Here is a 26,826-nt window from a genome sequence, read left to right as displayed (position 1 = left end):
CAGGCTCACGTGTCATTTCCTTTCAGGGCGCGGCGGTTGTGATGTGCCACAGCGGGGATGGCAAAGGCCAGAGCGTAGCCCGCCAGCGGCACCAGCGCCTGCAGCACCGCGTAGACGGCGGTGATCCGTCGGTCAGAGCCCGACGACAGCGCCACCGCCTCGGTCGTGAGGGTGGCAACCCGCCCTGCCCCCATGAACAGCGTCGGCAGATATTGCGCCACGCTGACCGCAACGCCGACGGCCGCCGCCGTCAGGATCGGGCGCAGCAAAACCGGCAGTTTTACCGCAAACAAGCGCCGCCATGGTCCCGCCCCCAGCGCGCCCGCCGCCCGCACCAGATGCGGGTCGAGCGCCCGCCAAGGCCCGGTCATCGCAATCATAACGTAGGGAAAGACAAACAGCGTTTGCGCCCAGACCACAGCCCAGAAATGGATCATCACACCGGTGCGCAGAAACAGGATGTTCAAGCCATACAGAAACCCGATCTGCGGCAAAAGCAGTGGCAGATAGACCAGTGCCTCCGCCCATGTGGCGCGGCCCCGCCCGGCACGATCCTCGCCTTCGAGCCATGCAATTGTTACGATCAGGGCCAGCGCCGTGGTGGTCAGTGCAAGTCCCAGCGTGGTGCCCAACGCCTCCAGCCAGCCGTCACTGCCGCGCAGCCATGCCTTTGTCGACCAGCTTTGCGGCAGTATATGCGGCCACGACCAGCGCCATGCCAGCGACCATACCGCAAGGGCCGCAAAGCCCGCGACACCCAATCCGAACAGCGCTGTGGCGGCGGCGGCGGCGGCCTTCAGCCCCGGCTCTGCCGACGCACCGCGCCCCCCGCGCCGCAACCACCACAGACCGATGGGCCGCAGCGCGCGTTCGACCAGCCACAGCGCGCCAAAGGCCGCAACCACCAACACCAGTTGAACCAGCGCCCCGGCAGAGGCCGGCAACAGCATGGCAATGTCAGGATCGGAAAACAGCCGCATCAGCATCACCGCCAGCGTGGGCGGGTTCGACGGGCCAAGGATCAGCGCCATATCCACCACCGACAGCGCATAGGCGATGACCACCAGCATGGGCAGCCTGATCAGGGGCCAGATCTGCGGCAGGATCACCTTGATCCACACCAGCCCGCGCCCGTAGCCCAAGGACCGCCCCACCGCCATGGTCTGACGCAGCCGGATTTGCCCCAGCGCGGACAGGATCATCAACAGCAGGAACGGCATCTCTTTGAGCGTCAATCCGACCATCAAGGCTATGCCGTAGGGATCACCGACGCTGGCGATCCCCGGTGGTGCGGTCAAGCCCATCACCGGCGCGATCAGACGCGCGATCCAGCCTGATGGGGCGAGAACAAAGGCCAGCCCGATGGCAACGGCGGCATGCGGGGTGGCAAGAAACGGCACCAACAGCCGCGCGCCCAGTCCCGCTTGCAGCCTGCGCTGCGCCACAGCGGCGAGGCCAACCGCCAGCCCCAGCGCCAAGACGGATGATCCGATGCCGCTGATCAGCGTGGCGCGCAGACTGGCCCACAGACCCGGCTGCGACAGAAACACCTGCAGGGGCGCAAGGCTTGGCTCCGTGGCGCCGATGACCGGCAGCACGCCAAAGCCTGCGCGCGCCGTTTGCCACAGCCCCGCCATGATCGGGGTCAAAAGCCCCGCTGCGACCACCGCCAGCACAATGGCCCGCAGCAGCCGCCCGTTTGCGGGGCCTTGGCTCACCGGGTGTAGCGCGCCGCGAAATCGTCAACCAGACGGGTCATCCAGCTGGGATGCGGCTCGATCAGGGTCGCACCAAGATCCTCCAGCGCAGGCAGCGCCGGTGCCGTGGGCAGCGCATCAAACGCGGCCTGGCCCTCGGCATCCAGCTTGGACGGGTCCAGCACGGAGAAAGATCCCAGCACCTCGATGTTTTGCATATGCGCCTGTGTCGCTGGCGCCAGCAGGAAGTTCGCCACCACTTCGGCACCTTCGCGGTTGGCCGCGTTGTAGGGAATGCCCACAAAGCTGATGTTGCCGATGGTGCCGCCCTCGGGGACAAAAACCCGCGCGCTCTCAGGCAGCAGACCCTGTTCGATCGCAGCCGCAGTCGAGGCCGGATCAAACGACATGGCAATGTCGATCTCGCCGTCGTTCATCATCTGCTGCTGCACGGATTCATTCTCGGGAAAGGCTTCTCCGCCGAGCCACATGTTGGGACGCAAGGCATCGTACCACGCCCACAAGGGCGCAACCGTCGCGTCATAGCTGTCTTCGGTGACCGGCTGCTGCAACGCGCCCCGCTCCGGTGCCAGTTCGACCAAAGCCTGCTTCAGAAAAGTGGCCCCCATGAAATTCGACGGATCGGGATGGGTGAACCGGCCGGGATTGGCCTCGGCCCAGCTGACAAAATCGGCCATGCTGGCGGGCGGTGTCTCCACCCGCGCGGAATCGTAGGAAAAGACAAACTTTGCCAGCCGCCACGGGCTTTCCATGCCCTCGACCGGCACGGTGAAATCCACCGCAGCCGCTGCGCCGTCAGACAGGTCCAGATACTGCGCATTGGGCAGATCCGCGACAAATGGGCCATGCAGCAGCCCCTGTTCTTTCATAGTCAGAAAGTTCGGACCGTTGATCCAGATCATATCGACCGCGCCGCCCTCGTCACGGCCGGCGGCCTTTTCCGAGATCACGCGGGTCACCGCCTCGGCGGTGTCGCTCAGCTTGACCTGTTCAACGCTGACACCGAACTGTTCCTGCGTCTGTTCACTGACCCATTCGATAAAGCCGTTGGTGCGCGCATCGCCGCCCCAGGCATGCCAATACACGGTCTGGCCGCGCGCAGCCTCCAGCGTGCTTTGCCAATCGTCCGCATAGGCGGTGGTGGCCAGCGCAGCCGCCAGGGCTGCGATCATCGGTGTACGCATCAAAGTCTCCTCGGTCGTTGATGGCTTAGGTCTTGTCGTGCGGCGTGTCCTGCGGGCCAAAGGCGACCCAGCCCTGATGCCAGCGGATGGCTGTGGTCAGCGCGCAGGCGGCAGCGAACCCGTAGGCCATCGGCGCGAAATACTGCGGCAGCAGGCAGATCAGGATGAAGAATACGATGGTTTCGAACCCTTCGGTCAACCCGCCAAGGTAATAGATCCCCTTGGACGGATAGGCGTCGGCGGTCAGCCCCTTTTGCGCGGCGATGGTCGAAAACGCCAGAAAGGACGACCCCGTCCCCACAAAGGCCGCGATCAGAACGGCGGCAGGCAGTGCATTGGCCGCAGGATCGGCAAAGGCCACGCCCACTGGCACCAGCGCGTAGAAGGCAAAGTCCAGTGCGATGTCCAGAAATGCCCCCCGGTCTGTTGTGCCCACACGTCGCGCCAAGGCACCGTCCAGCCCGTCACACAGCCGGTTCAGCAAGATCAGAACCAGACCCACCGACCACAGCCCCCACGCGATGGCGAACACCGCCAAAAGGCCGATGGCGAATCCCGTCACGGTCACCTGATCGGCGGCCACACCGCGTGCCGCCAGCCAGCGGGCGGGCGGGTCCATCAGGCTGCGCTGCATAGGCAAAAGCGCGCTGTCGATCATTGGTCGGTCTCGCTGCGGATCATGGACGGTAACGGCATCTTGGCCACCTTTGCGGTCCTTCGGTCATGGTTGTGCGCTCATCTTTTGGCGCTTGATACCCGCCAAGTGGCTGTCACAAAAGTGACGTTCGCTTGATCTGTGCGTGACACACCTGCCGCGCGTTGATTGTACCATCAACCTTTTCAACCTTTGCACATAAGTTGCCGTGTCGTCATAGCTAGGGCGCGTTAGACGCGCTTGAAACACAGCTAGAAGGATCGCCCCCGATGACCACCCGCCCTGACCGTCCGCTGGGGTCCATTCCCTTGGACACAATGATGTCCATGTCGGGCCTCGAGCTGTTTCGCAAAATGATCGCCGGAGAGCTGCCCTCGCCCCCGGTGTCGGAGATCTCGAACCAGTGGATGACCGAGGTCGCAGAAGGCCGCGTCATCTGGACCTGTTCCCCGCCGGCCAACTTTATCAATCCTATGGGTGGGGTGCACGGCGGCTGGGCGATGACGGTGCTGGACAGCGCATTGGGTTGTGCGGTGCATTCAGCCCTGCCTGCGGGCATAGGCTATACCACCGTCGAGGTGAAAACCAACCTGACCCGCGCGCCAAAGGTCGGCGAGACCTATCGCTGCGAAGGTTTGTTGATCTCACTGGGGCGGCGCACCGCCACATCCGAGGCCAAGATTTACGACGTTCAGGATCGTGTGGTGGCTTTCGGCACGACCACCTGCCTGATTTTGGGCAACTGATCCTGCATCCAAGCGTATTTGGACCCTATGCCCGTGCAGGTTGTTAAAAATGTAGATGAGACAATGGTTAACTGATACGGTTAACGCATTGGGCGCACGAAAGCGCGCCCCCGTGGCTGTTCGGGCATCACGATCCGGTGTCGCGTTCGTTCAAACCGCGCGCGGCTGGTGCAGCGCTCAGCCTTGGAAGCCAGTTTTATGTTCTCCTTTGTCATCGACAGTCTGCTGGCCCTGCCATTGCTCGGCGGGCTGTTGCACTTCGCCTATGTCTATCGCGGCTTTGACGGCAGAAACCTGATGTCACGATTGGCCTTGGGCGCGGCCTTTGGCATCGCCGCGCTGGTTGTGATGCGCGCCGGTCTGATCATGCCCGATAGTGGCGGCAGCATTAACGCCGTGGCCGGTGTCGTGCTGTTTGCGGGCTATATCGGCGGGCTGCGCGTGGGATTGGTGACACTGGCCGTGATGGCCCTGTGTCGAATGGTACACGGTCCCGATATGGCACATGGCGGCATGGCACTGGTCGGGATCGGCACGCAAGCTGCGTATCTGGCGGCGGGGCTGGTGATGCGCCGCTGCGTCTATGCCCCGCGCTGGCCCGACCCGCCGCTGGCGGCGCTCGGCTGGGCCTTGGGCATCATGGTGGTTTTGCACAGCGCCGGTATTCTGACAGCTTTTGCCGCAGGGCTGGTGCCGGACACGGCCGCTGCGCTGCCAAGGATCGCGCTGTCCTATGTGGTGACCGGCTGCTCTGTCATTCTGGTCTGGGCCGTCCTGCGTCTGAGCGCGCGGCTGTCGGGGGACATCCGCATGGGCGACCTGCGCGCCCGCCAGATGAGCATGCTGTATGACGCGGCCAAGGTCGGCGCCTGCCGCTATGACCGCGCCACAGGCCGCATGCATCTGGATCGCAACCTGCGCCGGATGTACGGCCTGCCGCCCGACCAGTGCGACGTGGCAATTCAGGACTGGATGGAGATGCAGCATCCCGATGATCGCGACGGTCTGCTGGCCACCATTGAAAAGCTGCGCGGCTCGGACGGAACACCGGTGGCCCATGTGTCGCGCCTGTACCGCGCCGACGGCGAGGTCATCCACGTCAAACGGATCTGGCAATGCGCCGCCCCCGATGGCCCCTATGCCGGTCTGGACATCGGGTTGCATATCGATGTGACCGATGTGGAACAGCTTGCGGCCGATCGTGACACCCTGCTGCAACGGCTCAACATCGCGGCGCAGAACTTTCCCGGCATGATCTATCAAGGCATCTGGTCCACGACGCGGGTGGTCCAGCACCTGTACCTTAGTGACAAATGTGTGGATTACTGGGGGGTGACCCCGCAACAGGCCTATGACGATCCAGCCATTCTGGACCACGACAAGCCGCAAGAAGAGATTGAAAAGGCCGCGCGGCTGATGCTGGAAAACGTGGCCACGGGCAAGCCGATCCACAATCGCGCCCGAACGCCCAACGCATGGATCGATTTCTACGGCAATGCCACCGATCTGGAAGACGGCACCTACCGCATTGACGGGGTGGTCTTGGATGTCACCGCAGAGGTCACCGCCCTGCAAGAGGCAGATCGCCAATCGGACATGGCCGAAAAAGCGCAGCGGCTGGAAAGCATCGGCAAGCTGACCGGTGGCATCGCCCATGATTTCAACAATCTGCTGGCCGTGATCATGGGCAATCTCGAATTGCTCCGGGACCGCCATCCGTCTTCCGAGGATCAACAGCTGATCGGCGATGCGATCACGGCCAGCCAGCGCGGCGCGCAGTTGACCGGCTCCATGTTGTCCTTTGCCCGCCGCGCTCGGCTGGTCCCGAAACCCCATGATCTGAACGCGGTTATCTCGGAGGCACGCAGCTGGATGCAGCGCGCCCTGCCACAGACAGTGGTCCTGAACACCGATACGGCCCCCGATCTGTGGCGGGCGAAGCTGGATGCGGGGTCATTTGAGAACGCGCTGCTGAACCTGTTGCTCAATGCCAGCGATGCCATGGACGGCCACGGGACCCTGACCCTTGCCACCCGCAATCTGGTGGTGGACGAGGACGATGCAGAGCTGCCGCCGGGCCGCTATGTGGAACTGGCGGTGACCGACACGGGCAGCGGGATCGACGCAGCCACCCTGCCCCATATCTTTGATCCGTTCTTTTCCACCAAAGGTCCGGGCAAAGGATCGGGTCTGGGCCTGTCCATGGTCGAAGGTTTTGCCAAACAATCCGGCGGCACGGTGCGCGTCACCAGCACGCCCGGCAAGGGCACGACGTTCCGGCTGGTCTTTCCCGCCTCCACCAAGCCCGCATCGCGACACACGACCCCGTCAACGGCATCGGGACCCGAAGGCGCCGACCAACACATCCTGCTGGTCGAAGACGATCCCGCCGTGCGCAAGGTGCTGTCCACGACCCTCGCCGCAGCGGGGTACCGCGTGTCAGAAGCCGCCGACGGCGCTCATGCCATGACCGTGTTCGATGCTGGCGCGGGCATTGATGTGGTGGTCACAGATATGGTGATGCCCGGCCCGCTTCAGGGCGAGGCATTGGCCGAAAAGCTGCGGCAAAAGCAGCCCGACCTGCCGGTCGTCTTGCTGACAGGTTTTGCTGAACCGCATGAGGATGGCCCCCCGGCCCTGAGCGCCCCGAACATCATCCGCATGCAAAAGCCCGTGGCGCGCGCAGACCTGCTGCGCGCGATTTCAAGTGTTCTTACGGCCACATCCGCAAAGGAACAGGCGCTTAGCTGACGGCAGTGCCCGCCCGCACGCGCGTCAGCCAGCCCGCATCCATCTGCGGCACGGATGCCAGCAGGTTGCGCGTGTAGGCCTGTTGCGGCGCGGCAAAGATGCGAGCGCGCGGCCCCTCTTCGACGATGCGCCCCTTTTGCATGATCACCACATGGTCGGCGATGGCCTCGACCGTGGCCAGATCATGGGTGATGAACATATAGGTCAGGCCCAGCTCTTCCTGCAGGCGCAACAACAGCTTCAGGATGCCCTCGGCCACCAGTTGGTCCAACGCGCTTGTGACCTCGTCGCAGATGATAAATTCCGGCTCGGCGGCCAGCGCACGGGCGATGCCGATCCGCTGCTTTTGCCCGCCCGACAGTTCAGGGATACGCCGGTCCAGAAAGGTCTCAGGGTCAAGCTCGATCAGCGTCATCAGCTGATGCACACGGTCGCGCAGGGCGCGGCCCTTCAGCCCCGTGAAATAGCGCACGGGACGTTCCAGCGTTTCGCGCACGGTGTGGCGCGGGTTCAGCGCCGTATCCGCCATCTGGTAAACCATCTGGATGTGGCGCAGCGTGTCACGGTCACGGTCCTGATAGCGCCCGGCCAAAGCCGCGCCCTGCCATTCTACGGTGCCACCGCTGGGCGGCAGAATGCCCGCGATCACCTTGGCCAGTGTGGATTTCCCCGATCCGCTTTCGCCCACAATGGCCGTGGTCCGGCCCGGCATCAGATCCAGACTGACATCATGCAGCACCGGAACGGTGCCGTAGCTGGCGCTGATCCCCTTGAGCGAGACCACCGCCGGTTCTTCAGTGTCTGCACGGTCGGGACAGGAGAGCGACCGCACCGCCCATAGCGAACGGGTGTAGTCCTCGCGCGGGTTGTCCAGCATCTGGCGCGTCTCGGCGGTCTCGACCTCATGGCCGTCTTTCATCACGCAGATGCGGTCGGCCATCTGGCTGACCACGGCAAGATCATGGGTGATGTAAATGGCGGCTGTGTTGTAGCGTTCGACAATGTCGCGGATCACGCCCAGCACCTCGATCTGGGTGGTCACATCCAGCGCTGTGGTGGGTTCGTCAAAGACAATCAAATCAGGACGGCAGGCCATGGCCATCGCCGTCATGGCGCGCTGCAACTGCCCGCCCGACACCTGATGGGGATAGCGAAAGCCGATCCCCTCCGGGTCCGGCAGGTGCATCTGGTGATAGAGCTCGATGGCGTCGGCCTGTGCCTCCGCCCGGCTGGACGAGCCGTGCAGGGCCGGGGCCTCGCAGAACTGGTCGATCAGGCGGTGCGCCGGATTAAACGACGCTGCCGCCGATTGCGCCACATAGGCCAGACGCCCACCGTGCAGCGATTGCAACGTGGCGCGGTCGGCCTGTGCAAGGTCGATCCCGTCGAACAGGATCTCGCCGCCCGCGATCCGCACACCGTCACGGGTGTAGCCCATCGCGGCCAGTCCGGCAGAACTTTTGCCCGCGCCGCTTTCGCCCACAAGGCCCAGAACCTCGCCCTTGTTCAGGGTCAGGTCCAGACCGTGCAGAATGGTCGTGGGGGATTTGACCGGCCCCGCCTCGAGGCGCAGACCACGGATATTCAATAGCTGTTCCATGTCGTCATCCTCTGCTTAGCTTTTCAGACCGCTGGCGCGATGCAGCATCCAGTCGACGATGAAATTGATGCCGATGGTCAAAAGCGCGATGGCCCCCGCCGGGATCAGCGGCGTGATGTCACCGAATGTGATCAGCGTGGCGTTTTCCTTGACCATCGATCCCCAGTCCGCCGTGGGTGGCTGAATCCCGATCCCGAGAAACGACAAGGCCGCGATGAACAAAAAGACAAAGCAAAAGCGCAGACCGAATTCCGCCACCAGCGTCGAGGAGATATTGGGCAGGATCTCGCGGCGCAGCAGCCATAGGGTGCCCTCGCCGCGCAGTTGTGCCGCCTGAACAAAGTCCTGCGAGACAACGTTCATCGCCGCCGCCCGCGACAGGCGGTACACCGGCGCGATGTAGATCACGGCAATCACACCCACCATATTCGGGATCGACGGGCCGACAATCGCCAGCAGCATAAGCGCAAGGATCAGCGGCGGCACCGCCAACAGCACATCGATGGCGCGCGACAGGATCTGGTCGATCCAGCCGCCTTTGAGCGCGGCAAACATGCCCCCCGCAGCCCCCAGACAAAAGGCGATCGCCGTCGTCAGCAGCGCCAGACCCACGGTGTTGCGCGCGCCAAAGATCATACGCGACAGCATATCCCGGCCCAGATTGTCGGTGCCCAGCGGGTAGGCCGCGCTCCATGGTTCGTACTCCATGGCGACGATCTCGGTCTCGCCATAGGGGGCAAGCCACGGCGCAAAAACACCTGTAATCAAAACAACCGCGACGATGATCATGCCCAGCCACGCGGTGACGGGCGCGGATTTCAAAGCTTTCATAGCAGCACCTCCTTTAGCGCGCGTGCCGCAAACGCGGGTTCGACAGGATCGACAGAATATCCGCCGCCACATTCAGCAAGATATACGTACCGGCAAAGAACAGCCCCACCGCCTGCACCACGGGCAGGTCACGGTTGGCCACCGCATCGACCAGAAGCTGGCCCAGACCGGGGTAGGAAAACACCACCTCGACCACGACCACGCCGACGATCAGATAGGCGAGGTTCAGCGCGACCACATTGATGATCGGCGCCAGCGCGTTGGGCAGCGCGTGATGGGTGATGACGCGCCAGCGCGGCACGCCTTTCAGCCGAGCCATTTCGATGTAGGGCGCGGCCAGCACGTTGATGATTGCCGCACGGGTCATCCGCATCATATGCGCAATCACCACCAGGATCAGCGTCAGCGCGGGCAGGAAGCTACGGTACATCGCATCCAGAAGCGAGCTTGCCTCGTCCACGCGGGCCAATGTCGGGAACCAGCCGTAGGTGATCGACATGACCAAGACCAGCAAATAGGCGACAAAGAACTCCGGCATGGAAATCGCGCTCAGCGCCCCGATGTTCACCGTGCGATCAAAGATGGAGTTGCGCCACAACGCGCTGAGCAACCCCAGCGTGATCGCCACCGGCACCGCAATGACCGCCGCATAGACGGCCAAAAACATCGTGTTTGCCAAACGGCTGCCCAGCAGGTCGGCGACAGGTCGGCGGGACGCCAGCGAGTTGCCGAAATCGCCCTGCGCGGCCCCCGCCAGCCATTCAAAATAACGGATATGCGCCGGTTGATCGAGCCCGAGCTCAGCCCGGAAGGCCGCCAGAGTGTCCGGCGTGGCAGACTGTCCAAGGATCTGCTGCGCCAGATCCCCCGGCAGCAATTCGATCCCCACAAACATCAATGCCGAGACCACCAAGAGGGTCACCACCCCCAAGGCAAGGCGACTGAGTATCAGCTTCAACAATGGCGGCAAACCTGCGTCCCTCTCTTAGGTAAAATAACGTCTCCCCCTTGGGGGACATGGCCCCGAGATCCCCCCGGAGCCATGGTGTTCATGCGCGCGCTGTGACGCGGGTCAGCCTCAGGCCATCCACCAGCGTTCGATGAAGCGCACGGAGTCGAGGTCCCACATCTCCGAGATCTCCTCGGGCATCTGGACCTTGGTGCTCATGGCCGACACATACTGGCCAAAGGCCGGGATCAGCGCGCCGCCGTCGGTGGCACAGATCTGCTGCATCTCGCCGTACATTTCGGCGCGCAGCTCCTGATCTAGCTCGGACCGGGCGGTCAGCAGCAGCTCGTTAAAGCGGGCGTTGTCCCACTTCGTGTCGTTCCAGTCCGCGCCCGCCGCATAGCCGGCAGAGAACATCAGATCCGGTGTCGGACGGCCGCCCCAATAGGCGCAGGCAAAGGGCTTTTGCAGCCAGACATTGGACCAGTAGCCGTCGTTCGGCTCGCGGGTGACGTTGATGTTGATGCCTGCGGATTTGGCGGCTTCGGCAAACAGAACCGATGCATCCACAGCGCCGTTGAACGCCGCATCTGCGGTGTGCAGCGACACATCCAGCGTGCTCAGCCCCGCCTTGGACAGGTAATGCTTGGCCTTGTCGGGGTCATAGCTGTGCTGTTCCAGATCAGCGTTGTAGTAGGGCATGGACGACGCGATGGGCTGGTCGTTGCCAACGGTGCCGTAACCTTTGAGCACCTTTTGCACGATCGCCTCGCGGTCGATGGCGTGTTTCAGCGCCATACGCACGTTCACATCGTCAAACGGCGCGGTCGTGGTGTGCATCGGCATGGTGTAATGCAGCGTGCCGTTCTGGGTGTGGATCTTGACGTTGCGGTTGCGTTTGAGCAGGTGGATCGTTTTCAGATCGGGGCGGTCGATCAGGTCGACCTCGCCAGTCATCAGCGCGTTCATGCGCGCCGCCGGATCGCCCACCTTGAGCAGGACCACCTTGTCGAAATGGGCGCGGCCCTCTTTCCAGTAGTCATCACGGCGGGTCAGTTCCACGCGCACGCCGGGTTCAAAGTCGTCGATGACATAGCCGCCGGTGCCGATACGGCTTTCGGGGTCGATCTTGCCGTCCACGTCCTGACGGATGGTCAGGTGGTAGTCGTTGAACACGTAAGGGAAGTCGGCGTTGCCGTCTTCCAGTTCAAAGATCACGACCTTTTCGCCGTCGGCCCGAATGTCCTTGATCTGCTCTAACAGGGGTTTGACGCCGGATTTGCTGTCAGGCCCCATGTGGTGACGGATCGAGGAAATCACGTCCGCCGCCTTAATGGTCTTCCCGTCCGAGAAAGTCGCATCGTCGCGCAGACGGAAGGTCCAGACACGGGCGTCGGGCGTGGCCTCGTAGCTTTCGGCCAGATCGCCCTTGGCAGAGCCATCGGGGGCCACTTCGACGAGGGTCGAAAACACGCCGTAGCTGATCGCGAACATGAAATCGTTGGCGTAGGTTGCCGGATCCATGGAGTCCGACGTGCTGCCCTGCGTGTAGCCCACCCGCAGTGTGCCGCCCTTCTTGGGCGTTGCCGCCTGTGCCCGGCCACCAAGGCCCAGCCCCAGCGCCACGCCGCCTGCCGCAGCCCCCGCCATAAAGCCGCGCCGCGTGGGCGCACCTAGGGTCGTCGATGTCTTTAGCATGTCTTCCTCCTGAGTATCCATTTTGTTTTCAAACAGTCACTTACACCGCAAGGGTGATCGCTTTGGGTCGCGTGTAGGCATCCAGCCCCTCAAGGCCTTTCTCACGGCCGAAGCCGGATTTGCGATTGCCGCCAAAGGGCAGCTCGATGCCGCCCGCCCAATAATCGTTAACAGTGACCTGGCCCGCGTCGATCCGCCGGGCCATCCGGATCGCGGTAGAGATGTCACTGGTATAGACACCGGCTGCAAGGGCAAATTCCGTGCCATTGGCAAGTAAAAGCGCCTCTTCTTCGGTTGCAAATTTCTGAACCGCCAGAACCGGGCCAAAAATCTCCTGAATCACTGCGTCATCGTCGGGCGACAGCCCGCCAAGGATGGTCGGCTCAAAGAACCAGCCCTTGCCCGTCTCGGGGTCACAGGCCGGTTTGCCGCCGCACAGAATGTCGACACCGCGATCACGGGCGCGGTCCACATGGGCTGCGATACTGTTGAGATGCTGCGGCGAGTTCACCGCTCCCATATCGGGGCCACGCAGCCCGTGACCGATGCGCAGGGCGCGCGCCTTGGCCACCAGCTTGTCGAGCACCTGATCGTGGAGATCGCGGTGGATGACCAGCCGCGACCCTGCGGTGCAGATCTGGCCCGCGTTCGAGAAGATCGCCCACAGCGCGCCGTCGGCCACCGCCTCCGGGTCCGCATCGGCAAAGGCCACCAGCGGGGATTTTCCACCCAGCTCCAGCGTCAGGCCGGTGACATTGGGGGCCACCGCCTGCATCACATGGACACCCGTGGCGACCGATCCGGTAAAGGTCACATGGCGCACGCGCGGGTCGGTGACCAGCGGGGCCCCCGCCTCAGCCCCCGTACCGGTGACCACATTGACCACACCCGCAGGCAGGCCCGCACGCACCAGCAGATCTGCGATCAAAAGGGCGGTAAACGGCGTGGTTTCCGCCGGTTTCACCACCGCCGAACAGCCCGCCGCCAAGGCGGGCGCGATCCCGCGCACCAAGGTCGAGGTCGGATAATTCCAAGGGATGATATGCGCCGTGATGCCCACCGGTTCGCGGATGGTAAAAGCCGCGTTGTCATTGCCAAGGTTCACGCTGCGCCCGTCCAGCTTGTCCGCCGCACCGGCATAGTATTCAAACAGCCGCGCCGAGCTTGCGACATCGCCCTGCGCCTCGGCCAGTGTCTTGCCACTGTCGAGCGTCTCTACCACCGCCAGCAGATCCGCTTCCGCCCGCATCAGACGGGCCACGTTGTTCAGGATCGCACAGCGCTGCGCCGGCGGTGTGTCCCGCCAGACAGCCAAGCCACGCGCGGCACTGCTGACAGCAGCATCGACATCCGCTGCGGTCCCTGCGGCAAAATCGCCAAAGGCCGTGCCCGTCGCGGGATCGAAGCTGTCCATATAGGCGCCAGCCTGCGGGGCGATGAACTGGCCGTCGATGAAATGGTCGCGCGGCAGATCCGGCAGGGTGCCGGTGTCGAAATAGGTCTGGATCAGGGCGTCTAGGGTCATTGCGAAAGCTCGCTGCATTTGTAGGTGGATTTGGCCAGCCACTCCGGTGCGATCTCGATGCCCCAGCCGGGGGCGTCGGTCACATGGGCCTGGCCGTCGATGATGTCGTAGGGATCGCGGGTGAACAGCCCTGCCTGCCACGGGTAGTAATCCGGCCCTTCGATAGAGAATTCCAGATAGCGACCGGGCATGGGCACCGCGCGCAGCAGATGCATGGTGAACAGCGTCACAAGCGACAGGTTCGCCGCATGCGGTGTACAAGGCAGACCGGCCTCGGCCCCCATGCGCGCCACCTGCATGCTGCGCACCATGCCGCCCAGATACAGAACGTCCGGCTGGATGATGTCGACGGCGCGGTTGGCGATCATGCGCTTCCAGTGTTGCAGGTCACAGTCCTGCTCGCCTCCGGCCACATCAATCGACAGCGCACGGGTGACCTCGGCGGTTTGCTCCTGCTCCCAATAGGGACAGGGTTCCTCGAAATGCTCAAAGCCTTCCGTCTCGAGCATGCGCCCCACCTCGATCGCGCGGGCCGGACTGAAGCCGGAATTGCCATCAACCAGAAGCGCCGCATCGGCCCCCATGGCACGGCGCAGCGTGGGAATGATCTCCTCGGTGCGGCCCGGCCATTCGTCGCGGTCCTGCCCGCATTCGGCCCCCACCCGCACCTTGAAGGCATCAAACCCGTGCCGGTCGCGCATCTGCTGCATGCGCGCAGCCTCTGCCTTTGGGGTGATGTCACGCCGCATGGAGGACGCATAGGCCCGCACCGGCCCTGCCGATCCACCCAGCAGCGCCGCCACAGGCTGTTGCGCCTGCTTGCCGCGCCAGTCCCAGACAGCAGTGTCCAGACCCGCCATGGCGCGCCGCAGGTAGGTGCCGGGGAATTTATGCTCCCGCCGCGGGATCTCGTCGATGATATCCTCCAGCGCGTCCATCCCCCGCCCCAAGGCCCAAGGCGCGACCTGCCGGTGCAAAATCTCGCAGGTGATGTCGCTGGAATAGGTCGACACCTGCCCCCAGCCGGCGGCCCCGTCCTGCGACGTGACGCGCACAAAGCCGATCACCGGCGTGCAAAAGGTCTCGATCCTGGTAATGCGCGGGCCTGTGTCCCCTGCCCCGCGATCATGGCGCAACGGGACCGCACCCGATGCGGAATACGGCATGCTCATGCGGCGTCCTCCAGGATCAGGTCGGCGGCGCGGTAGGCCAGCATCATGGTCGGCGCATTGGTGTTGCCCGAGGTCAGGTTCGGAAAGACCGAGGCATCGACCACCCGCAGCGCGGCCACGCCATGCACCCGCAGGCGCGGATCAACGACAGAGCTTTCCGCATCCGCCCCCATCCGACAGGTTCCGATGGGGTGGAACACGGTGCCGCAGCGGGCGCGGAAATCCTCCAGAATCTCCGCATCATCCAGATCGCGGATATCCACATCCATCGCGTTTTTAACAAGCGCGCCCATCGCCTGCGTGCGCATGATCCGCTGGCACAGCCGCCCGCCGTCGATCACCTGTTGGCGATCCGTCGGCGTGTCGAGCGAGTTCGGCCGGATCAGCGGCGCGGCCTCTGGATCGGGGGAGGAGATATCGACGCGCCCGCGACTGGTGGGCCGCGCCGGTTGGAAGCCGATGATGAACCCCGCAAACGGGTCGGGCTGGATCACGGTCCGCCTGCCCTTGGGCGTGGTGGTATAGGTGACCGGATTGAAATAAAGCTGCTGGTCCGGCTGGGCCATATCAGGGGTCGAGCGGAGATAGCCACCGCATTGATTGACCGAAAGCGCCAGCGGACCACGTCGCGCCACAGCGTATTGCAGCGCCGCACGCAGCTTGCCATGCCACGGGCGCAGCATGTTATTCAGCGTGGGTTGCGTGGCGCGGAAATAGTAGCTGATGCCCAGATGGTCCTGCAGGTTGCCGCCCACATGCGGGGCCGCCAGCACCGGCGCGATCCCATGCTGACGCAGCACGTCCACGGGACCGATCCCCGACAGTTGCAACACACGGGGCGAGCTTACGGCCCCGGCGGACAGGATGACCTCGCGCGCGGCGGCCAAGGTTTTGACCTCCCCGCGATGGACCAGCTCGACCCCCGTGGCACGCTGCCCCTCCAGCGTGATCCGGTTGACCAAAGCGCCGGTCAGCACCACCACGTTGGACCGTTTCGCAGCAGGTGCCAGACAGGCCCGCGCCGAATGCATCCGCCGCCCGCCAGAGGTGTTGATCTGATAGGCCGCCGCCCCCTCGGGTCGGTCGCCATTGATGTTGTCGGTGACAGGCAGACCCAATTCCCGCGCCGCCGCAAAGTAGCTTTGGTTGACGGGATGGATCTGGTCGGACACGTCCTGCACGTGAACCGGGCCGGAGCCGGTGCGCGCGCCGCTGGCATCAATGCGCGTCTCCAACCGGTCATAGGTGGCGCGCACGGTCTCCCAGTTCCAGCCGGTGGCTCCTGCCGCCTCCCAATCGTTGAAATCCTGCGGTAACCCACGGGCGTAGACCAGCGCGTTGATCGCGCCCGACCCACCGATCCCCTTGCCCCGGGGCCAATAGCCGCTGCGTCCGCCCAAGGCCGGCTCTGCCTCTGTCTGGTATTTCCAGTTCACACGCGGATTGTAGAACGTCTTTCCATACCCCAAGGGCAGCGCGATCCACGGCGACCGACCTGCGCCACCGGCCTCGATCACCAGAATGCGGTGGCGACCGCTGGCGCTCAGCCTGTCCGCCAGAACGCAGCCCGCCGATCCCGCACCGATGATGATGTAGTCAAATGACGCCACGTTGCCCCGCCGATGAAAAAGATATGTGACAGGCGTATCGAAACGAGCGGCTGAACCTAAAACGAAAAATAATTTGCCGAAGGGTTAAAAAATTTTGTCGGTCTGCTAAAGCGCAGCCCCCGCCCGCCTATACGGTGGATCAATCGCTGATGGCGCTGGAATTGGCGGCGCAGGGCGTGGGCATCGCGTTGGTTGCCCGTGTTTTTGCGCAGCCCTATCTGGATCAGGGCCGGTTGCGGCTCGCGTCAGCATTCACGCTGCCGAAACAGCAAGGCCACCACACCGTGCTGCCGTCAGGGCGCAGCGGTTTCCGCCCCGAGGTCTCGGCTCTTGTGGCATGGTTGGTGGCAGAGGCAAACGCCCGTTAAACAGCCGCCAAGCCGCGCCGCGCCTGTGTCAGATCCTTGGGCCAGGACACCAACAGGATGGCGCAGCCTTCGATCTTTTCGTCGGACAGGACCTGCGCCAGTGTCTCCACCGTGGCGGTCAGATGGCGTTCGCCCTTCTTGGACACCTCCAGCGCCACATCCACCGGCGCATGTGGCGGCAGACCTTTGGCCATCAACCCATTGGCCAAACGATCCGCATGGCGCACCGACATGTAAAACGCGGTCACTGTGCCCGGACCGGCCAGCCGCGTGCATTCGGGTTCGGGATCGTCGGCGCAGCCTGTGCCCGTGGCCAGCACCAAAGCATCGGTCACATTGCGCTGGGTCAGGCTGCGCCCCAAAGACGCGCCCGCCGCACAGGCCGCCGTGATCCCCGGCACGATCTCTGTGGCGATGCCCGCAGCCTCTGCCGCTTCCAACTCCTCGGTCGCGCGGCCAAAGATACCGGGATCGCCCGATTTCAGACGGACCACGCGACGGCCCTTGGCGGCCTCTGTCACGATCATCTGGTTGATCCGCTCCTGCGGCCAGCTATGCGCGCCCACGTGTTTGCCCACAAACACCCGTTCTGCATCGCGGCGCGCCAGTTCCAGCACCTCTTCGTCCACCAGACGGTCGTAAAAGATCACATCCGCCTCTTGCAGACGTTCCACCGCGCGCAGGGTCAGCAAATCCCGCGCGCCGGGGCCTGCGCCCACAAGGCTGATTAGACCGGCACTGTCGGACTGAGGTGCCGCCCCTGCGGCGATGGCGTCCTTGATGGCGCGGGCCGCGTCACGTTCCTGCCCTCGGGTCCAGATGGCGCGCGGTGCGCCCTTGAAAACCCAAGCCCACAGCGCGCGACGCTGGGCGCGCGGCACCTGCCGTTCAACCGACGGGCGCAGACGCCCCGCTAGGGCTGCGAGCCCTCCGATGGTCTGCGGCAGCATCTGTTCCAGTCGGGTCTTGATATCGCGGGTCAACACAGGGGCCGTCCCCTCGGACCCGATGGCCACCACAATCGGATCGCGGTCCACGATGGCCGGTGTGGTCATGTCACACAGGTCGGGCTGGTCGACGACATTCACCATGGCCCCTGCCGCCTTGGCCAGCGCATGGGCGGCGGCGTCATAGCCCGGACAGCCGGTGCCGATAAAGACCATGGCCGCATCCGACAGCACTTCCTGGGTCAGATCGGCTGTGGCGCGCGCGCGCCCCTCGGCCACCAAGGCCGACAGCTCGTCATCCAGCTCCGGCGCGACCAGCACCAGATCCGCATCGGTTTTCAGAATCAGACGCGCCTTTTGTGCGGCCTGCTCGCCCCCGCCCACGATCACAACGCGGCGACCGGAGGTGCGGATAAACATCGGAAAGGCTTTCATAGCGCGGTCCTTTAAATCAAATTCAAGCGGGGAGCAGCGTCGGCCGGGTCGACCACAGGGTCTCGGCGCGGGTGTCTACATCGCCCAAAGTCTGCAGCGCAAGGGAGGCGGTCCCAAGCACCAGTTCACGTTCAAAATCCGCCTCTTGCCCGTGCCACAGATCGCTGAGCCGCAAATCATCGCTCTCGGACATGCGGCGCACCTGCGCCACAGAAGCAGGCGCGGGATCAGCCCAAGGCTGCCCATCGCGAAGGCCAAAAACGGCGATCTCCTTGGCCGGGTTGCGTTCGAATTCACCGCCTGCACCCTTGATAACGCTCATCCCGTGCCAGCCCAAAAGCTGCGCCGCATCACGCTGCAATTCGCGGTACGAGGGGTGGAACACGCCTTGGACGCTGGCGCGCGCCTGCGCGGGGTTCAGCATCCGGCAGACGGTGTTCACACAGGACCGCAGCCCCAGCACCGACCGCAGACCCAGCAGATCGAACAGCGGCGGGCACAGGGTTTCCAGCGGCAGATAGGCGATCCCGCCCTGATCAAGCAGCGCGCCCGCGTCCTCGGTTGAGGTGGCGCAGGGGATCCCTGCCTCTGTCAGACCGGCGCGCACCTTTGTGTCCGCCCCGTTCCACCCGTGAAGCAAAACGCGGTGGCCTGCCTGTGCCACCAGCTTGGCCGACAGCAAAAACCACGGCTCCCCCCGCGTGCGCCCTGCGGCATAGCTGGGCCAATCCAGATCCACGACCGGCAGCGCGGGCAAGGCCGCCTGTGCGGCACTGGCAAATCCTGCGATCTCCTCGGCAGTTTCGCCCTTCATGCGCAGCAACATCAACAGCGCGCCGGTGGCCTCTGCCGCGGCCTGCCCGGACAACATTTGCGTCATGGCGTCAAAGGCTTCGGCCTGCGTCAGGCTGCGCGACCGGCCCGGCCCTCGCCCCAATGTGCGCACATGTTCGGCAAGGCTCATTCTGCGGCCTCCCGCGCGATCAGCCCTTGCAACAGTTCCGCGATTTCGGGGCGGCAGGAGCCGCAGTTGGTGCCCGCGCCCAGCATCTCGCCGATGGCATCCACGCTCATCGCGCCACGGGTTTCCACCGCATCGATGATGGTGTTCACACCAACGCCAAAGCACGAACACAGGATCGGTCCGGGGTTGGGCATATCCGCAGGCGGACGGCCAATCAGCGCATCAGGCGTGTCGCTGCCCGGAAGGCTCGCGAGGTAGTCGCGCATCACCGCCACAGGACGCGCGGCCACAAACAACGCGCCTTTGATCACGCCATCATCGTGCAGCACGATCCGTGCGGTGCCGCGCGCCTCATCCGTCAGAACGGCAGCGGTGGCATCGCGCGCGCGCAGCAGGCGGCGGGCCTCGGCTTCCCAGTCGGAGGTGGGTGCAGAGCCCGCCAATTCCGCGCGATAGCCCTGCGCCGTGCGCGCCAAGGCCCAGTAGTCACAGTCGGGCTGCATCTCTGTGGCCGACACCGCAAAGCCATACCACGCCGCATCAAACCGCGTCACAGCCACCACGGCGGCCTTACTTTCGGGCTGGCCGGAGACGGGATCGACCTCGCCTGGGACCAGCGCATCAATGCGCGCCGACGGCGCGGTCTCGCCCGTCCAGTGCATCGGCGCAAAGACCTGTCCACGGCCCACCGCATCTGTAATCCGCGCGCGCAGGATAGAGGCACCGGTGGGGCTTTTGACCTGCACCAGATCGGAGGCGCCAATCTCAAGCGCGGCGGCATCCTCGGGGTGGATGTCGAGAAAGGGTTCGGACAGATGCGCCGACAGGCGCGGGCTGAGCGCGGTGCGTGTCATCGTATGCCACTGATCACGAAGCCGGCCTGTGTTCAAGCGGAACGGATAGCGCGGCGCGGTCTTGGCCGCAGGCGCGCGCCAACGTACCGGCAACAGCCGCCCCCGCCCGTCTGCATGGAAAAACGCCCCGTCGGCAAAGAACCGACCGCCCTTGCGTTCTGCGGTCACAGGCCAGCGCTGCGGGGGCATCTTGGCATAGTCCGTATCGCTCAGGTCCGAGAGCGCCGAGATGTCGAAGTCGCGGCCAAAGCGGCTGCCCAAGGCAGACAGCGCCGCATATTCGCGGAAGATCTCGACCGGCTTTTGGAAGTCAAAGGCATCCGCCCAGCCCATCCGCCGACCGACCTCTGCCAGAATATCCCAATCGGCACGGGTGCCGTCCGGCGCGGGCAGCACCGCGCGCTGGCGGCTGATGGTGCGGTCCGAATTGGTGACGGTGCCGTCCTTTTCACCCCAAGCGCTGGCGGGCAGGATCACATCGGCCAGACGCGCCGTATCGGTCCGCGCGGTAATGTCGCTGACCACGGTGAAATCGCAGCCTTTGATCGCGTCGCGCACCGCATCCGCGTCGGGCATCGACACCGCCGGGTTGGTGTGGATGATCCACAGCGCCTTGATCCGCCCCTCGCCCACGGCGCGGAACATATCGACGGCCTTTAACCCCGCCGCAACCGGCATGTCGGGGGCATCCCATGCGGCGCGTACCGCCGCGCGATGTTCGGCGTTTTCCAGATCGAGATGACAGGTCAACATGTTGGCCAGCCCGCCGACCTCGCGCCCGCCCATGGCGTTGGGCTGGCCCGTGACCGACAGCGGGCCGCAGCCCGGCGTGCCAATGCGCCCTGTGGCGAGGTGGCAATTCAGGATCGCGTTGACCTTGTCCGAGCCGGAGGTCGACTGGTTCACCCCTTGGGAATAGATCGTCACCACCTTGGGCGTGTCGATCCAAAGGTCGCAAAAGGCGTCAATCTCGGCTTCGGGCAATCCGGTGACAGAGGTATCCGCCTCGACCGCTGCCTCAAGCGCGTCAGTGAACCCACTGGTATTGCGCAGATAATCGCCGTCCACAGCCCCCCGATCCGCAATACGGGCCAGCAGGCGATTGAACAGCGCCACATCCGATCCCGGCTGCAGCGGCAGATGCATGTCGGCGCCATCACAGCTTGCGGTGCGGCGCGGATCGACCACAACGATCTTTGTGCCGCGTGCCGCGCGGGCCGCCAGCAGCCGCTGGTAAAGCACGGGATGACACCACGCGAGGTTCGACCCCACCAGCACCACCAGATCGGCCTCGTCGATATCCTCGTAGGTGCCCGGCACCGTGTCCGTGCCAAAGGCGCGTTTGTGCCCTGCCACCGACGACGCCATGCACAGGCGCGAGTTGGTGTCGATATTGGCCGAGCCCATGAACCCTTTCATCAGCTTGTTGGCGACATAGTAGTCTTCGGTCAGAAGCTGGCCCGAGACATAGAACGCCACGCTATCGGGTCCGTGCTCTGCGATGGTCTGGCGGAACCGGTCCGCCACCAGTTGCAGCGCGTCGTCCCAAGTGGCCTCTGCCCCGTTGACCCGAGGCGCAAGCAAACGGTGGCCAAGGCCCACCGTTTCGGCCAAGGCGCTGCCTTTGGAACACAGGCGCCCCTGATTGGCGGGGTGATCGGGGTCGCCCTTGACCTCGATCCCGCTGTCTTGTGTTGCACGCAAAAGGACACCGCAGCCCACCCCGCAATAGGGACAGGTGGACCGTGTCCAGGGCTGCTGTGTCCCTTCGGTCATGCGGCGCTCCGTCCTGACAGTTCGCGTGCGTCGATCAGGACGCGGTCGCCTTCGATGCGCAGGGCGTAGGTGGCGATCTGCCCGTCCTCGCCCTTGGCCTGTCCGGTGTTGAGGTCAAACACCCAGTTGTGCAGCGGGCATGTCACCGACTGGCCATGCACGATGCCCTCGGACAGGGGACCCGCCTTATGGGGGCATGTGTCGGAGGCGGCAAAGACCTCGGCCTCGGCGGTGCGGAAGACCGCCACGCAGCCCATGGCGGTTTTCAGCTTGCGCGCGCCGCGCAGGGGAATGTCGTCAAGGGCGCAGATATCGATCCAGCTCATGTCAAAAGACCTTTCATCACGGCGGCGACGCACAGGCCAAACCCCGCCATCACACTAAACATCGGCAGGCGCGCGGGCGGGGCTGCCCGGCTTTGCGTTTGTATCTGCCCGGCGGGCTGGCCGGGCAGACGGTGGTGACCGAGACGGAACATCATTCCGCCGCCTCCAGCGTCAGATCGGCCAGCGGCTGATAGCGTTCCGCCTGTGCGGCATGTTCCGCCCAAGGATCCTTGCGGTAGATGCTTTGCGACAGCTCGAACGCCTCGACCAGACGGGCGCGTTCACCCGCGTCATCCAAACGGTCCTTCACCCAGTCCAGCCCGACCTTGGCGACCCATTTATAGGGCCGGTCAAGATACTTGGCGTTCTCGCGGTACAGCTGGACAAAGGCCGTGGTCCATTCGATGGCCTCTGCATCTGTGGCCACATCGACCAGACGTTCGGTTTCCTTCACATCCATGCCAGCCGCACCGGCCACACCGATTTGATAGCCGCTGTCGACGCAGATGACGCCCACGTCCTTGCAGGTGGCCTCGGCGCAGTTGCGCGGACAGCCCGAGATGCCCAGCTTGACCTTATGCGGTGTCCACGAACCCCACAGGATCTGCTCCAGCTTGATGCCAAGCCCGGTACTGTCCTGCGTGCCAAAGCGGCAATGGTCCGTGCCGACACAGGTTTTGACCGTGCGCAGCCCCTTGGAATAGGCGTGGCCCGACACCAGACCGGCCTTGTTCAGATCCGCCCAGATATGCGGCAGGTCCTCGCCCTTGACGCCGAGCAGGTCGATCCGCTGGCCGCCGGTGACCTTGACCGTGGGCACCTTGTATTTGTCAGCCGCATCCGCGATGGCGCGCAGCTCGGCGGCATTGGTGATGCCCCCCCACATGCGCGGCACAACGCTGAAGGTGCCGTCTTTCTGGATGTTGGCGTGTTTGCGTTCGTTGACGAAACGCGACTGCGGATCGTCGCGGTATTCCAGCGGCCAATCCGCCAGCAGGTAAAAGTTCACCGCAGGGCGGCAGACGTGACAGCCGTTGCGTGTTTTCCAGCCCAGCTCCTGCCAGACGGCCTCCTGGCTTTTCAGCTCTTGGGATTTGATCAGGCGGCGCACGTCCTCGTGGGTCAGATCACAGCAGCCACAGATCGGCTGAGCCGTGGGCATCTGGAACTCATCGCCCAGCGTGACCTGAAGCAGTTGTTCCACCAGACCCGTGCAGGTGCCGCAGGATGCGCTGGCCTTGGTCGTGGCCTTCACCGCGCCCAGATCGGTTGCGCCCGCGTTGATTGCGTCAACGATGGTGCCTTTGCAAATGCCGTTGCAGCCGCAAATCTCCGCCTCAGGCGGCAATGCTGCAACGGCTGACAAAGGGTCCGCGGCGGCACCCCCTTGATAGGCGGGGCCAAAGATCAGTGTCTCGCGCATCTCGGAGATGTCTTCGCCCGACTGGATCAGGCCAAAGAACCAGTTGCTGTCGGCGGTGTCGCCATACATCACCGCGCCGATCAGACGGTCGGCTTCGATCACGAGACGTTTGTAGACCCCGCGCGACGGGTCGCGGAACACGATATCCTCGCGGCCCTCACCTTCGGCGAAATCGCCGGCGCTGAACAGATCACAGCCCGTGACCTTGAGCTTGGTGGACAGGGATTTCTGTTTGAACGCCGCTTCCTCGCCCAGCAGGGTCTTGGCCAGCACCTTGGCCTGATCGTACAGCGGCGCCACAAGGCCGAACAACGCGCCGTCATGTTCGACACATTCGCCCACCGCGTAAACATCCGCGACAGAGGTCATCATCTGGTCATCCACATGGATGCCGCGCCCCACCGCAAGGCCTGCGGCCTGTGCCAGCGCCACATTGGGACGGATGCCCACGGCCATGCACAACAGATCGCAGGGAAGCTCTGTCCCGTCGTCAAGCAGCAGCGCCCGCGCGCGGCCGTTCTCGCCCAGAATTTCCTTGGAGTTGGCGCCGGTCAGGACCGTGATGCCCTTCGCCTCCAGCGCCTTTTTCAGCAGATAGCCTGCGGCCTCGTCCAACTGGCGTTCCATCAGGTGACCCATGATGTGGACCACCGTGACGTCGACACCGCGCGCAGCCATCCCTGCCGCCGCTTCCAGACCGAGCAGACCGCCGCCGATGACGACCGCGCTTTGACCTGCGCCGAGATCCATCATCGCCTGCGTGTCTTCGAGATCGCGATAGGCGATCACGCCGTCCAGATCATGCCCCGGCAGCGGGATCATGAAAGGGTTGGACCCCGTACCAAAGACCAGCTTGTCATAGGGCAATGTCTCGCCCGCGTCGGTGGTGACGGTCTTGGCCGTGGTGTCGATGGCGTCGACCTTGGTGCCGAATTTGCACGTCACGTGGTGGCAGGCATAAAACGCATCGTCATGGGTGACGATTTCCTCATAGGTCTTGTCCCCTGCCAGAACCGGGCTGAGCATAATGCGGTTGTAGTTGCCGCGAGGCTCTGCGTTGATCAAAGTGATGTCGTAGCGGCCCGGAGCCTCTTCGACGAGATGTTCGATCATCCGCCCCGAGGCCATCCCGGCGCCGATAACAATTAGACGCTGCGCGCTCATGCGACGTTCTCCTTCGGATAGGCTGCGGCGATCATCACACCGGACAGCGTTGCGTAGGCTTCTTCCCATGCGGCCTGCACGTCGGGGGTGAATGCCTCCCCCAGACCGGCGGCCAAAGTGTCGATCAAAGCCGCGCCCACCGGCGCGTAGTGATCCGGCTTCACCCCGTAGGCCACATGCCCACGGGCAAGGTTTTCGGCCACTGGGACAATTTTCGGCAGATCAGTCAGACCCTTGACCACCACGCCCAGCGTGGTCATCAGCTTGCCCGCCTGTTCGGTCACATCCGACTTGAACATCGGACGCACCTCGGGGGCGATTTCAAACAGCCGCGCGTAAAAGGCTTCTCCCGCCTGCGGGGCGATGGGGGCGACACGCGCAAAGCTGTCCTGCACCAATGCGATTTGTTCCGGTGTCATCGCGCTCACTCCGCCGCAATGGATTTGGGGGCCTGCGCCTTGGACTTGGGCTTGGCGCCGTGTTCGTATTCCTCAAGGAAATCGAGCACTTCCTGACGGTAGGCGTAATAGTCGGGATGGGCGAGCAGCGCCTTGCGGGTGCGCGGACGCGGCAGATCGACCTCTGTGATCTTGCCGATGGTCGCCTGCGGGCCGTTGGTCATCATGACCACGCGATCCGCCAGCAAAATAGCCTCGTCCACGTCATGGGTCACGCAGATGGCGGTGACCTTGGTCCGGCTCCAGACCTCCATCAGCACTTCCTGCAGCTCCCAACGGGTCAGGCTGTCCAGCATGCCAAAGGGTTCATCCAAAAGCAGAAGTTTCGGCGACAGCGCAAAGGCGCGCGCAATGCCCACCCGCTGCTGCATGCCGTTCGACATCTCGGAAGCGGGTTTGTCCATAGCATCCGCCAGCCCCACCCGTTCGAGGTAGTATTCCACCACGTCCTGCCGCTCCGCCTGCGAGGCGCGCGGATAGACCTTGTCCACGCCGATGGCACAGTTCTCGCGCGCCGACAGCCACGGGAACAGGTTGGGCGACTGGAACACCACGGCGCGTTCGGGATCGGCGCCTTCGACGTGGCGTCCGTCGAGCTTGATCGCCCCCTTGGAGATCTCGTTCAGACCGGCGGCCATGGTCAGCACTGTGGATTTGCCACAGCCCGAATGGCCGATAAGGCTGATGAATTCGCCACGGTCGATCTTGAGGTCAAAATCCTCCACCACGGTCAGCGGCCCCTTGGGCGTGGGGTAAATCTTGTGCAGTTGGCTGAAATCAAGGAAGCGGTTGTCGATCATGCCCTTTTGCGCGTCCTGTACGGCTGCGGGCACACCGTGGATCGGCGTCACCTCGGGCAATGCGCGGGTGCCTTCGACCTTGGCCTCGATCCCCACATCCATCAGGTATTGCGTCACATCTGCGCGCAGCGCCTTGAACGTGTCGTTGGTGTTCATCTCCATCCGGTCGCGGGGACGCGGGATGGTGACCTTGAACTCCTCGCCCAATGTGCCGTCAGGGTTCAGGGCGATGATGCGATCGGCAAGAAGGATCGCCTCGTCCACGTCGTTGGTGATCAGCACACAAGTCTTTTTGTCCGCATCCCAGATCCGTTCGATCTCGTCCGCCAGATTGGCGCGTGTCAGGGCGTCGAGCGCCGAAAGCGGCTCGTCCAGCAGCAGCATCTCCGGCGACATCGCCAGCGCGCGGGCCACGTTCACCCGCTGACGCATGCCACCTGACAGCTCTGCCGGGCGGCGGCTGGCTGCGTGGCCAAGGCCCACCATTTTGACGTAATGGGCGACTTTCTCGTCCTTTTCCGTCTTCGACAGGTTCGGGAACACGGTGTCCACCGCAAGCCGCACATTGCCGCTGACCGTCAGCCAAGGCATCAGCGAATAGCTTTGAAAGATCACGCCGCGCTCCGGGCCCGGGCCGGTGATGGGCTTGCCACGATAGGTGGCGCGGCCCTTGGTCGGCTGTTCCAGACCGGCCATCAGATTGATCAGCGTGGTCTTGCCTGTCCCCGAGAAGCCCAGCAGGACGAGGAACTCCCCCTCCTGGACGTCAAGGTTGATGTCTTTGAGCACATGGCTGGCGTGTGTTCCGGTGCCAAAGCTCTGGCTGACGTTTTCGAGTTTGAGAATGCTCATGGCGTATCCTTTCGCGCGGT

20 protein-coding genes are annotated in these 26,826 nt (G+C 64.0%); 3 read left to right on the top strand and 17 right to left on the bottom strand.

The genetic code is table 11. The features are described from left to right. Positions 1–5: 5 nt before the first annotated feature. Genes ACN5AZ_RS01495 through ACN5AZ_RS01485 form a run of 3 tightly spaced genes read right to left on the bottom strand, consistent with a single transcriptional unit; the run spans position 6 to position 3,560 of the window. Positions 6–1,718, bottom strand: a complete 1,713-nt coding sequence (locus ACN5AZ_RS01495) for an ABC transporter permease (protein ID WP_419427074.1) — start codon at positions 1,716–1,718, stop codon at positions 6–8. Further along, the gene (locus ACN5AZ_RS01490) at positions 1,715–2,902 is read right to left on the bottom strand and encodes an ABC transporter substrate-binding protein (RefSeq protein WP_419427073.1); all 1,188 of its coding nucleotides are present in this window, start codon (positions 2,900–2,902) and stop codon (positions 1,715–1,717) included. The genes ACN5AZ_RS01495 and ACN5AZ_RS01490 overlap by 4 nt, the downstream gene beginning before the upstream one ends. 25 nt (positions 2,903–2,927) lie before the next feature. Then, positions 2,928–3,560 (bottom strand): CDP-alcohol phosphatidyltransferase family protein, encoded by a 633-nt coding sequence (locus ACN5AZ_RS01485; RefSeq protein ID WP_419427072.1) that lies wholly within the window; start codon positions 3,558–3,560, stop codon positions 2,928–2,930. 266 nt (positions 3,561–3,826) lie between these two features. On the opposite strand from ACN5AZ_RS01485, the gene ACN5AZ_RS01480 reads away from it, so the two are divergent. Together ACN5AZ_RS01480 and ACN5AZ_RS01475 are read left to right on the top strand one after the other, a co-directional pair. Beyond that, entirely contained in the window at positions 3,827–4,303 is a 477-nt protein-coding gene (locus ACN5AZ_RS01480) for a PaaI family thioesterase (RefSeq protein WP_419427071.1), read from the top strand. Positions 4,304–4,486: 183 nt separating this feature from the next. Next, complete coding sequence (locus ACN5AZ_RS01475) at positions 4,487–7,054, top strand: ATP-binding protein (protein WP_419427070.1); 2,568 nt, start codon at positions 4,487–4,489, stop codon at positions 7,052–7,054. On the opposite strand, the gene ACN5AZ_RS01470 is transcribed toward ACN5AZ_RS01475, so the two are convergent. From ACN5AZ_RS01470 to ACN5AZ_RS01440, 7 genes are all read right to left on the bottom strand, one after another. Further along, positions 7,047–8,654 carry an ABC transporter ATP-binding protein gene (locus ACN5AZ_RS01470; protein ID WP_419427069.1) on the bottom strand — a complete coding sequence of 536 codons (1,608 nt, stop codon included), beginning with the start codon at positions 8,652–8,654 and terminating at the stop codon, positions 7,047–7,049. The genes ACN5AZ_RS01475 and ACN5AZ_RS01470 overlap by 8 nt on opposite strands. 15 nt (positions 8,655–8,669) lie before the next feature. Further along, a complete protein-coding gene (locus tag ACN5AZ_RS01465; protein WP_419427068.1) occupies positions 8,670–9,485 on the bottom strand; it encodes an ABC transporter permease in 816 nt (271 codons plus the stop codon). A gap of 13 nt (positions 9,486–9,498) precedes the next feature. After that, positions 9,499–10,455, bottom strand: coding sequence for an ABC transporter permease (locus ACN5AZ_RS01460; RefSeq protein WP_419427067.1), 957 nt, complete (start codon positions 10,453–10,455; stop codon positions 9,499–9,501). Between the two features lie 108 nt (positions 10,456–10,563). Next, positions 10,564–12,132, bottom strand: coding sequence for an ABC transporter substrate-binding protein (locus tag ACN5AZ_RS01455; RefSeq protein WP_419427066.1), 1,569 nt, complete (start codon positions 12,130–12,132; stop codon positions 10,564–10,566). A gap of 40 nt (positions 12,133–12,172) precedes the next feature. Next, positions 12,173–13,657 carry an aldehyde dehydrogenase family protein gene (locus tag ACN5AZ_RS01450; protein ID WP_419427065.1) on the bottom strand — a complete coding sequence of 495 codons (1,485 nt, stop codon included), beginning with the start codon at positions 13,655–13,657 and terminating at the stop codon, positions 12,173–12,175. Continuing rightward, positions 13,654–14,829, bottom strand: coding sequence for a mandelate racemase/muconate lactonizing enzyme family protein (locus ACN5AZ_RS01445; protein ID WP_419427064.1), 1,176 nt, complete (start codon positions 14,827–14,829; stop codon positions 13,654–13,656). The genes ACN5AZ_RS01450 and ACN5AZ_RS01445 overlap by 4 nt, the downstream gene beginning before the upstream one ends. Next, positions 14,826–16,439, bottom strand: a complete 1,614-nt coding sequence (locus tag ACN5AZ_RS01440) for a GMC family oxidoreductase (RefSeq protein ID WP_419427063.1) — start codon at positions 16,437–16,439, stop codon at positions 14,826–14,828. Before ACN5AZ_RS01440 ends, ACN5AZ_RS01445 begins: the two co-directional genes overlap by 4 nt. Positions 16,440–16,489: 50 nt before the next feature. On the opposite strand from ACN5AZ_RS01440, the gene ACN5AZ_RS01435 reads away from it, so the two are divergent. Next, positions 16,490–16,807 carry a LysR substrate-binding domain-containing protein gene (locus tag ACN5AZ_RS01435; RefSeq protein WP_419427455.1) on the top strand — a complete coding sequence of 106 codons (318 nt, stop codon included), beginning with the start codon at positions 16,490–16,492 and terminating at the stop codon, positions 16,805–16,807. Here ACN5AZ_RS01435 and cysG read toward each other — a convergent pair. From cysG to ACN5AZ_RS01400, 7 genes are all read right to left on the bottom strand, one after another. Beyond that, positions 16,804–18,189: a siroheme synthase CysG gene (gene cysG, locus ACN5AZ_RS01430; protein ID WP_419427062.1), complete on the bottom strand. Its 1,386-nt coding sequence runs from the start codon at positions 18,187–18,189 to the stop codon at positions 16,804–16,806. The genes ACN5AZ_RS01435 and cysG overlap by 4 nt on opposite strands. Before the next feature lie 22 nt (positions 18,190–18,211). After that, a complete protein-coding gene (locus tag ACN5AZ_RS01425; RefSeq protein WP_419427061.1) occupies positions 18,212–19,153 on the bottom strand; it encodes a glycosyl transferase family protein in 942 nt (313 codons plus the stop codon). Next, the gene (locus ACN5AZ_RS01420) at positions 19,150–21,783 is read right to left on the bottom strand and encodes a molybdopterin-dependent oxidoreductase (protein WP_419427060.1); all 2,634 of its coding nucleotides are present in this window, start codon (positions 21,781–21,783) and stop codon (positions 19,150–19,152) included. Before ACN5AZ_RS01420 ends, ACN5AZ_RS01425 begins: the two co-directional genes overlap by 4 nt. After that, positions 21,780–22,109 (bottom strand): nitrite reductase small subunit NirD, encoded by a 330-nt coding sequence (nirD, locus tag ACN5AZ_RS01415; RefSeq protein WP_419427059.1) that lies wholly within the window; start codon positions 22,107–22,109, stop codon positions 21,780–21,782. The genes ACN5AZ_RS01420 and nirD overlap by 4 nt, the downstream gene beginning before the upstream one ends. 151 nt (positions 22,110–22,260) lie before the next feature. After that, positions 22,261–24,696: a nitrite reductase large subunit NirB gene (gene nirB, locus ACN5AZ_RS01410; protein WP_419427058.1), complete on the bottom strand. Its 2,436-nt coding sequence runs from the start codon at positions 24,694–24,696 to the stop codon at positions 22,261–22,263. Beyond that, positions 24,693–25,115 (bottom strand): globin family protein, encoded by a 423-nt coding sequence (locus ACN5AZ_RS01405; protein WP_419427057.1) that lies wholly within the window; start codon positions 25,113–25,115, stop codon positions 24,693–24,695. Before ACN5AZ_RS01405 ends, nirB begins: the two co-directional genes overlap by 4 nt. Positions 25,116–25,120: 5 nt before the next feature. Next, positions 25,121–26,806, bottom strand: coding sequence for an ABC transporter ATP-binding protein (locus ACN5AZ_RS01400; protein WP_419427056.1), 1,686 nt, complete (start codon positions 26,804–26,806; stop codon positions 25,121–25,123). Positions 26,807–26,826: the final 20 nt, after the last annotated feature.

Origin of the sequence: Sagittula sp. SSi028, from assembly GCF_048553715.1 — a bacterium.
Taxonomy (GTDB): domain Bacteria; phylum Pseudomonadota; class Alphaproteobacteria; order Rhodobacterales; family Rhodobacteraceae; genus Sagittula.
Note: the sequence above shows the minus strand (reverse complement) of the source record. Positions and strands in the feature narration are given on the sequence as shown.

Bases quoted from the DNA above. Each gene is read 5' to 3' on its own strand.
- ACN5AZ_RS01405 (WP_419427057.1), bottom strand. From the start codon at position 25,115: ATGACACCGGAACAAATCGCATTGGTGCAGGACAGCTTTGCGCGTGTC.
- ACN5AZ_RS01490 (WP_419427073.1), bottom strand. From the start codon at position 2,902: ATGCGTACACCGATGATCGCAGCCCTGGCGGCTGCGCTGGCCACCACC.
- nirB (WP_419427058.1), bottom strand. From the start codon at position 24,696: ATGAGCGCGCAGCGTCTAATTGTTATCGGCGCCGGGATGGCCTCGGGG.
- ACN5AZ_RS01400 (WP_419427056.1), bottom strand. From the start codon at position 26,806: ATGAGCATTCTCAAACTCGAAAACGTCAGCCAGAGCTTTGGCACCGGA.
- ACN5AZ_RS01425 (WP_419427061.1), bottom strand. From the start codon at position 19,153: ATGAGCCTTGCCGAACATGTGCGCACATTGGGGCGAGGGCCGGGCCGG.
- ACN5AZ_RS01480 (WP_419427071.1), top strand. From the start codon at position 3,827: ATGACCACCCGCCCTGACCGTCCGCTGGGGTCCATTCCCTTGGACACA.
- ACN5AZ_RS01420 (WP_419427060.1), bottom strand. From the start codon at position 21,783: ATGACCGAAGGGACACAGCAGCCCTGGACACGGTCCACCTGTCCCTAT.
- ACN5AZ_RS01455 (WP_419427066.1), bottom strand. From the start codon at position 12,132: ATGCTAAAGACATCGACGACCCTAGGTGCGCCCACGCGGCGCGGCTTT.
- ACN5AZ_RS01465 (WP_419427068.1), bottom strand. From the start codon at position 9,485: ATGAAAGCTTTGAAATCCGCGCCCGTCACCGCGTGGCTGGGCATGATC.
- nirD (WP_419427059.1), bottom strand. From the start codon at position 22,109: ATGAGCTGGATCGATATCTGCGCCCTTGACGACATTCCCCTGCGCGGC.
- ACN5AZ_RS01450 (WP_419427065.1), bottom strand. From the start codon at position 13,657: ATGACCCTAGACGCCCTGATCCAGACCTATTTCGACACCGGCACCCTG.
- cysG (WP_419427062.1), bottom strand. From the start codon at position 18,189: ATGAAAGCCTTTCCGATGTTTATCCGCACCTCCGGTCGCCGCGTTGTG.
- ACN5AZ_RS01445 (WP_419427064.1), bottom strand. From the start codon at position 14,829: ATGAGCATGCCGTATTCCGCATCGGGTGCGGTCCCGTTGCGCCATGAT.
- ACN5AZ_RS01485 (WP_419427072.1), bottom strand. From the start codon at position 3,560: ATGATCGACAGCGCGCTTTTGCCTATGCAGCGCAGCCTGATGGACCCG.
- ACN5AZ_RS01470 (WP_419427069.1), bottom strand. From the start codon at position 8,654: ATGGAACAGCTATTGAATATCCGTGGTCTGCGCCTCGAGGCGGGGCCG.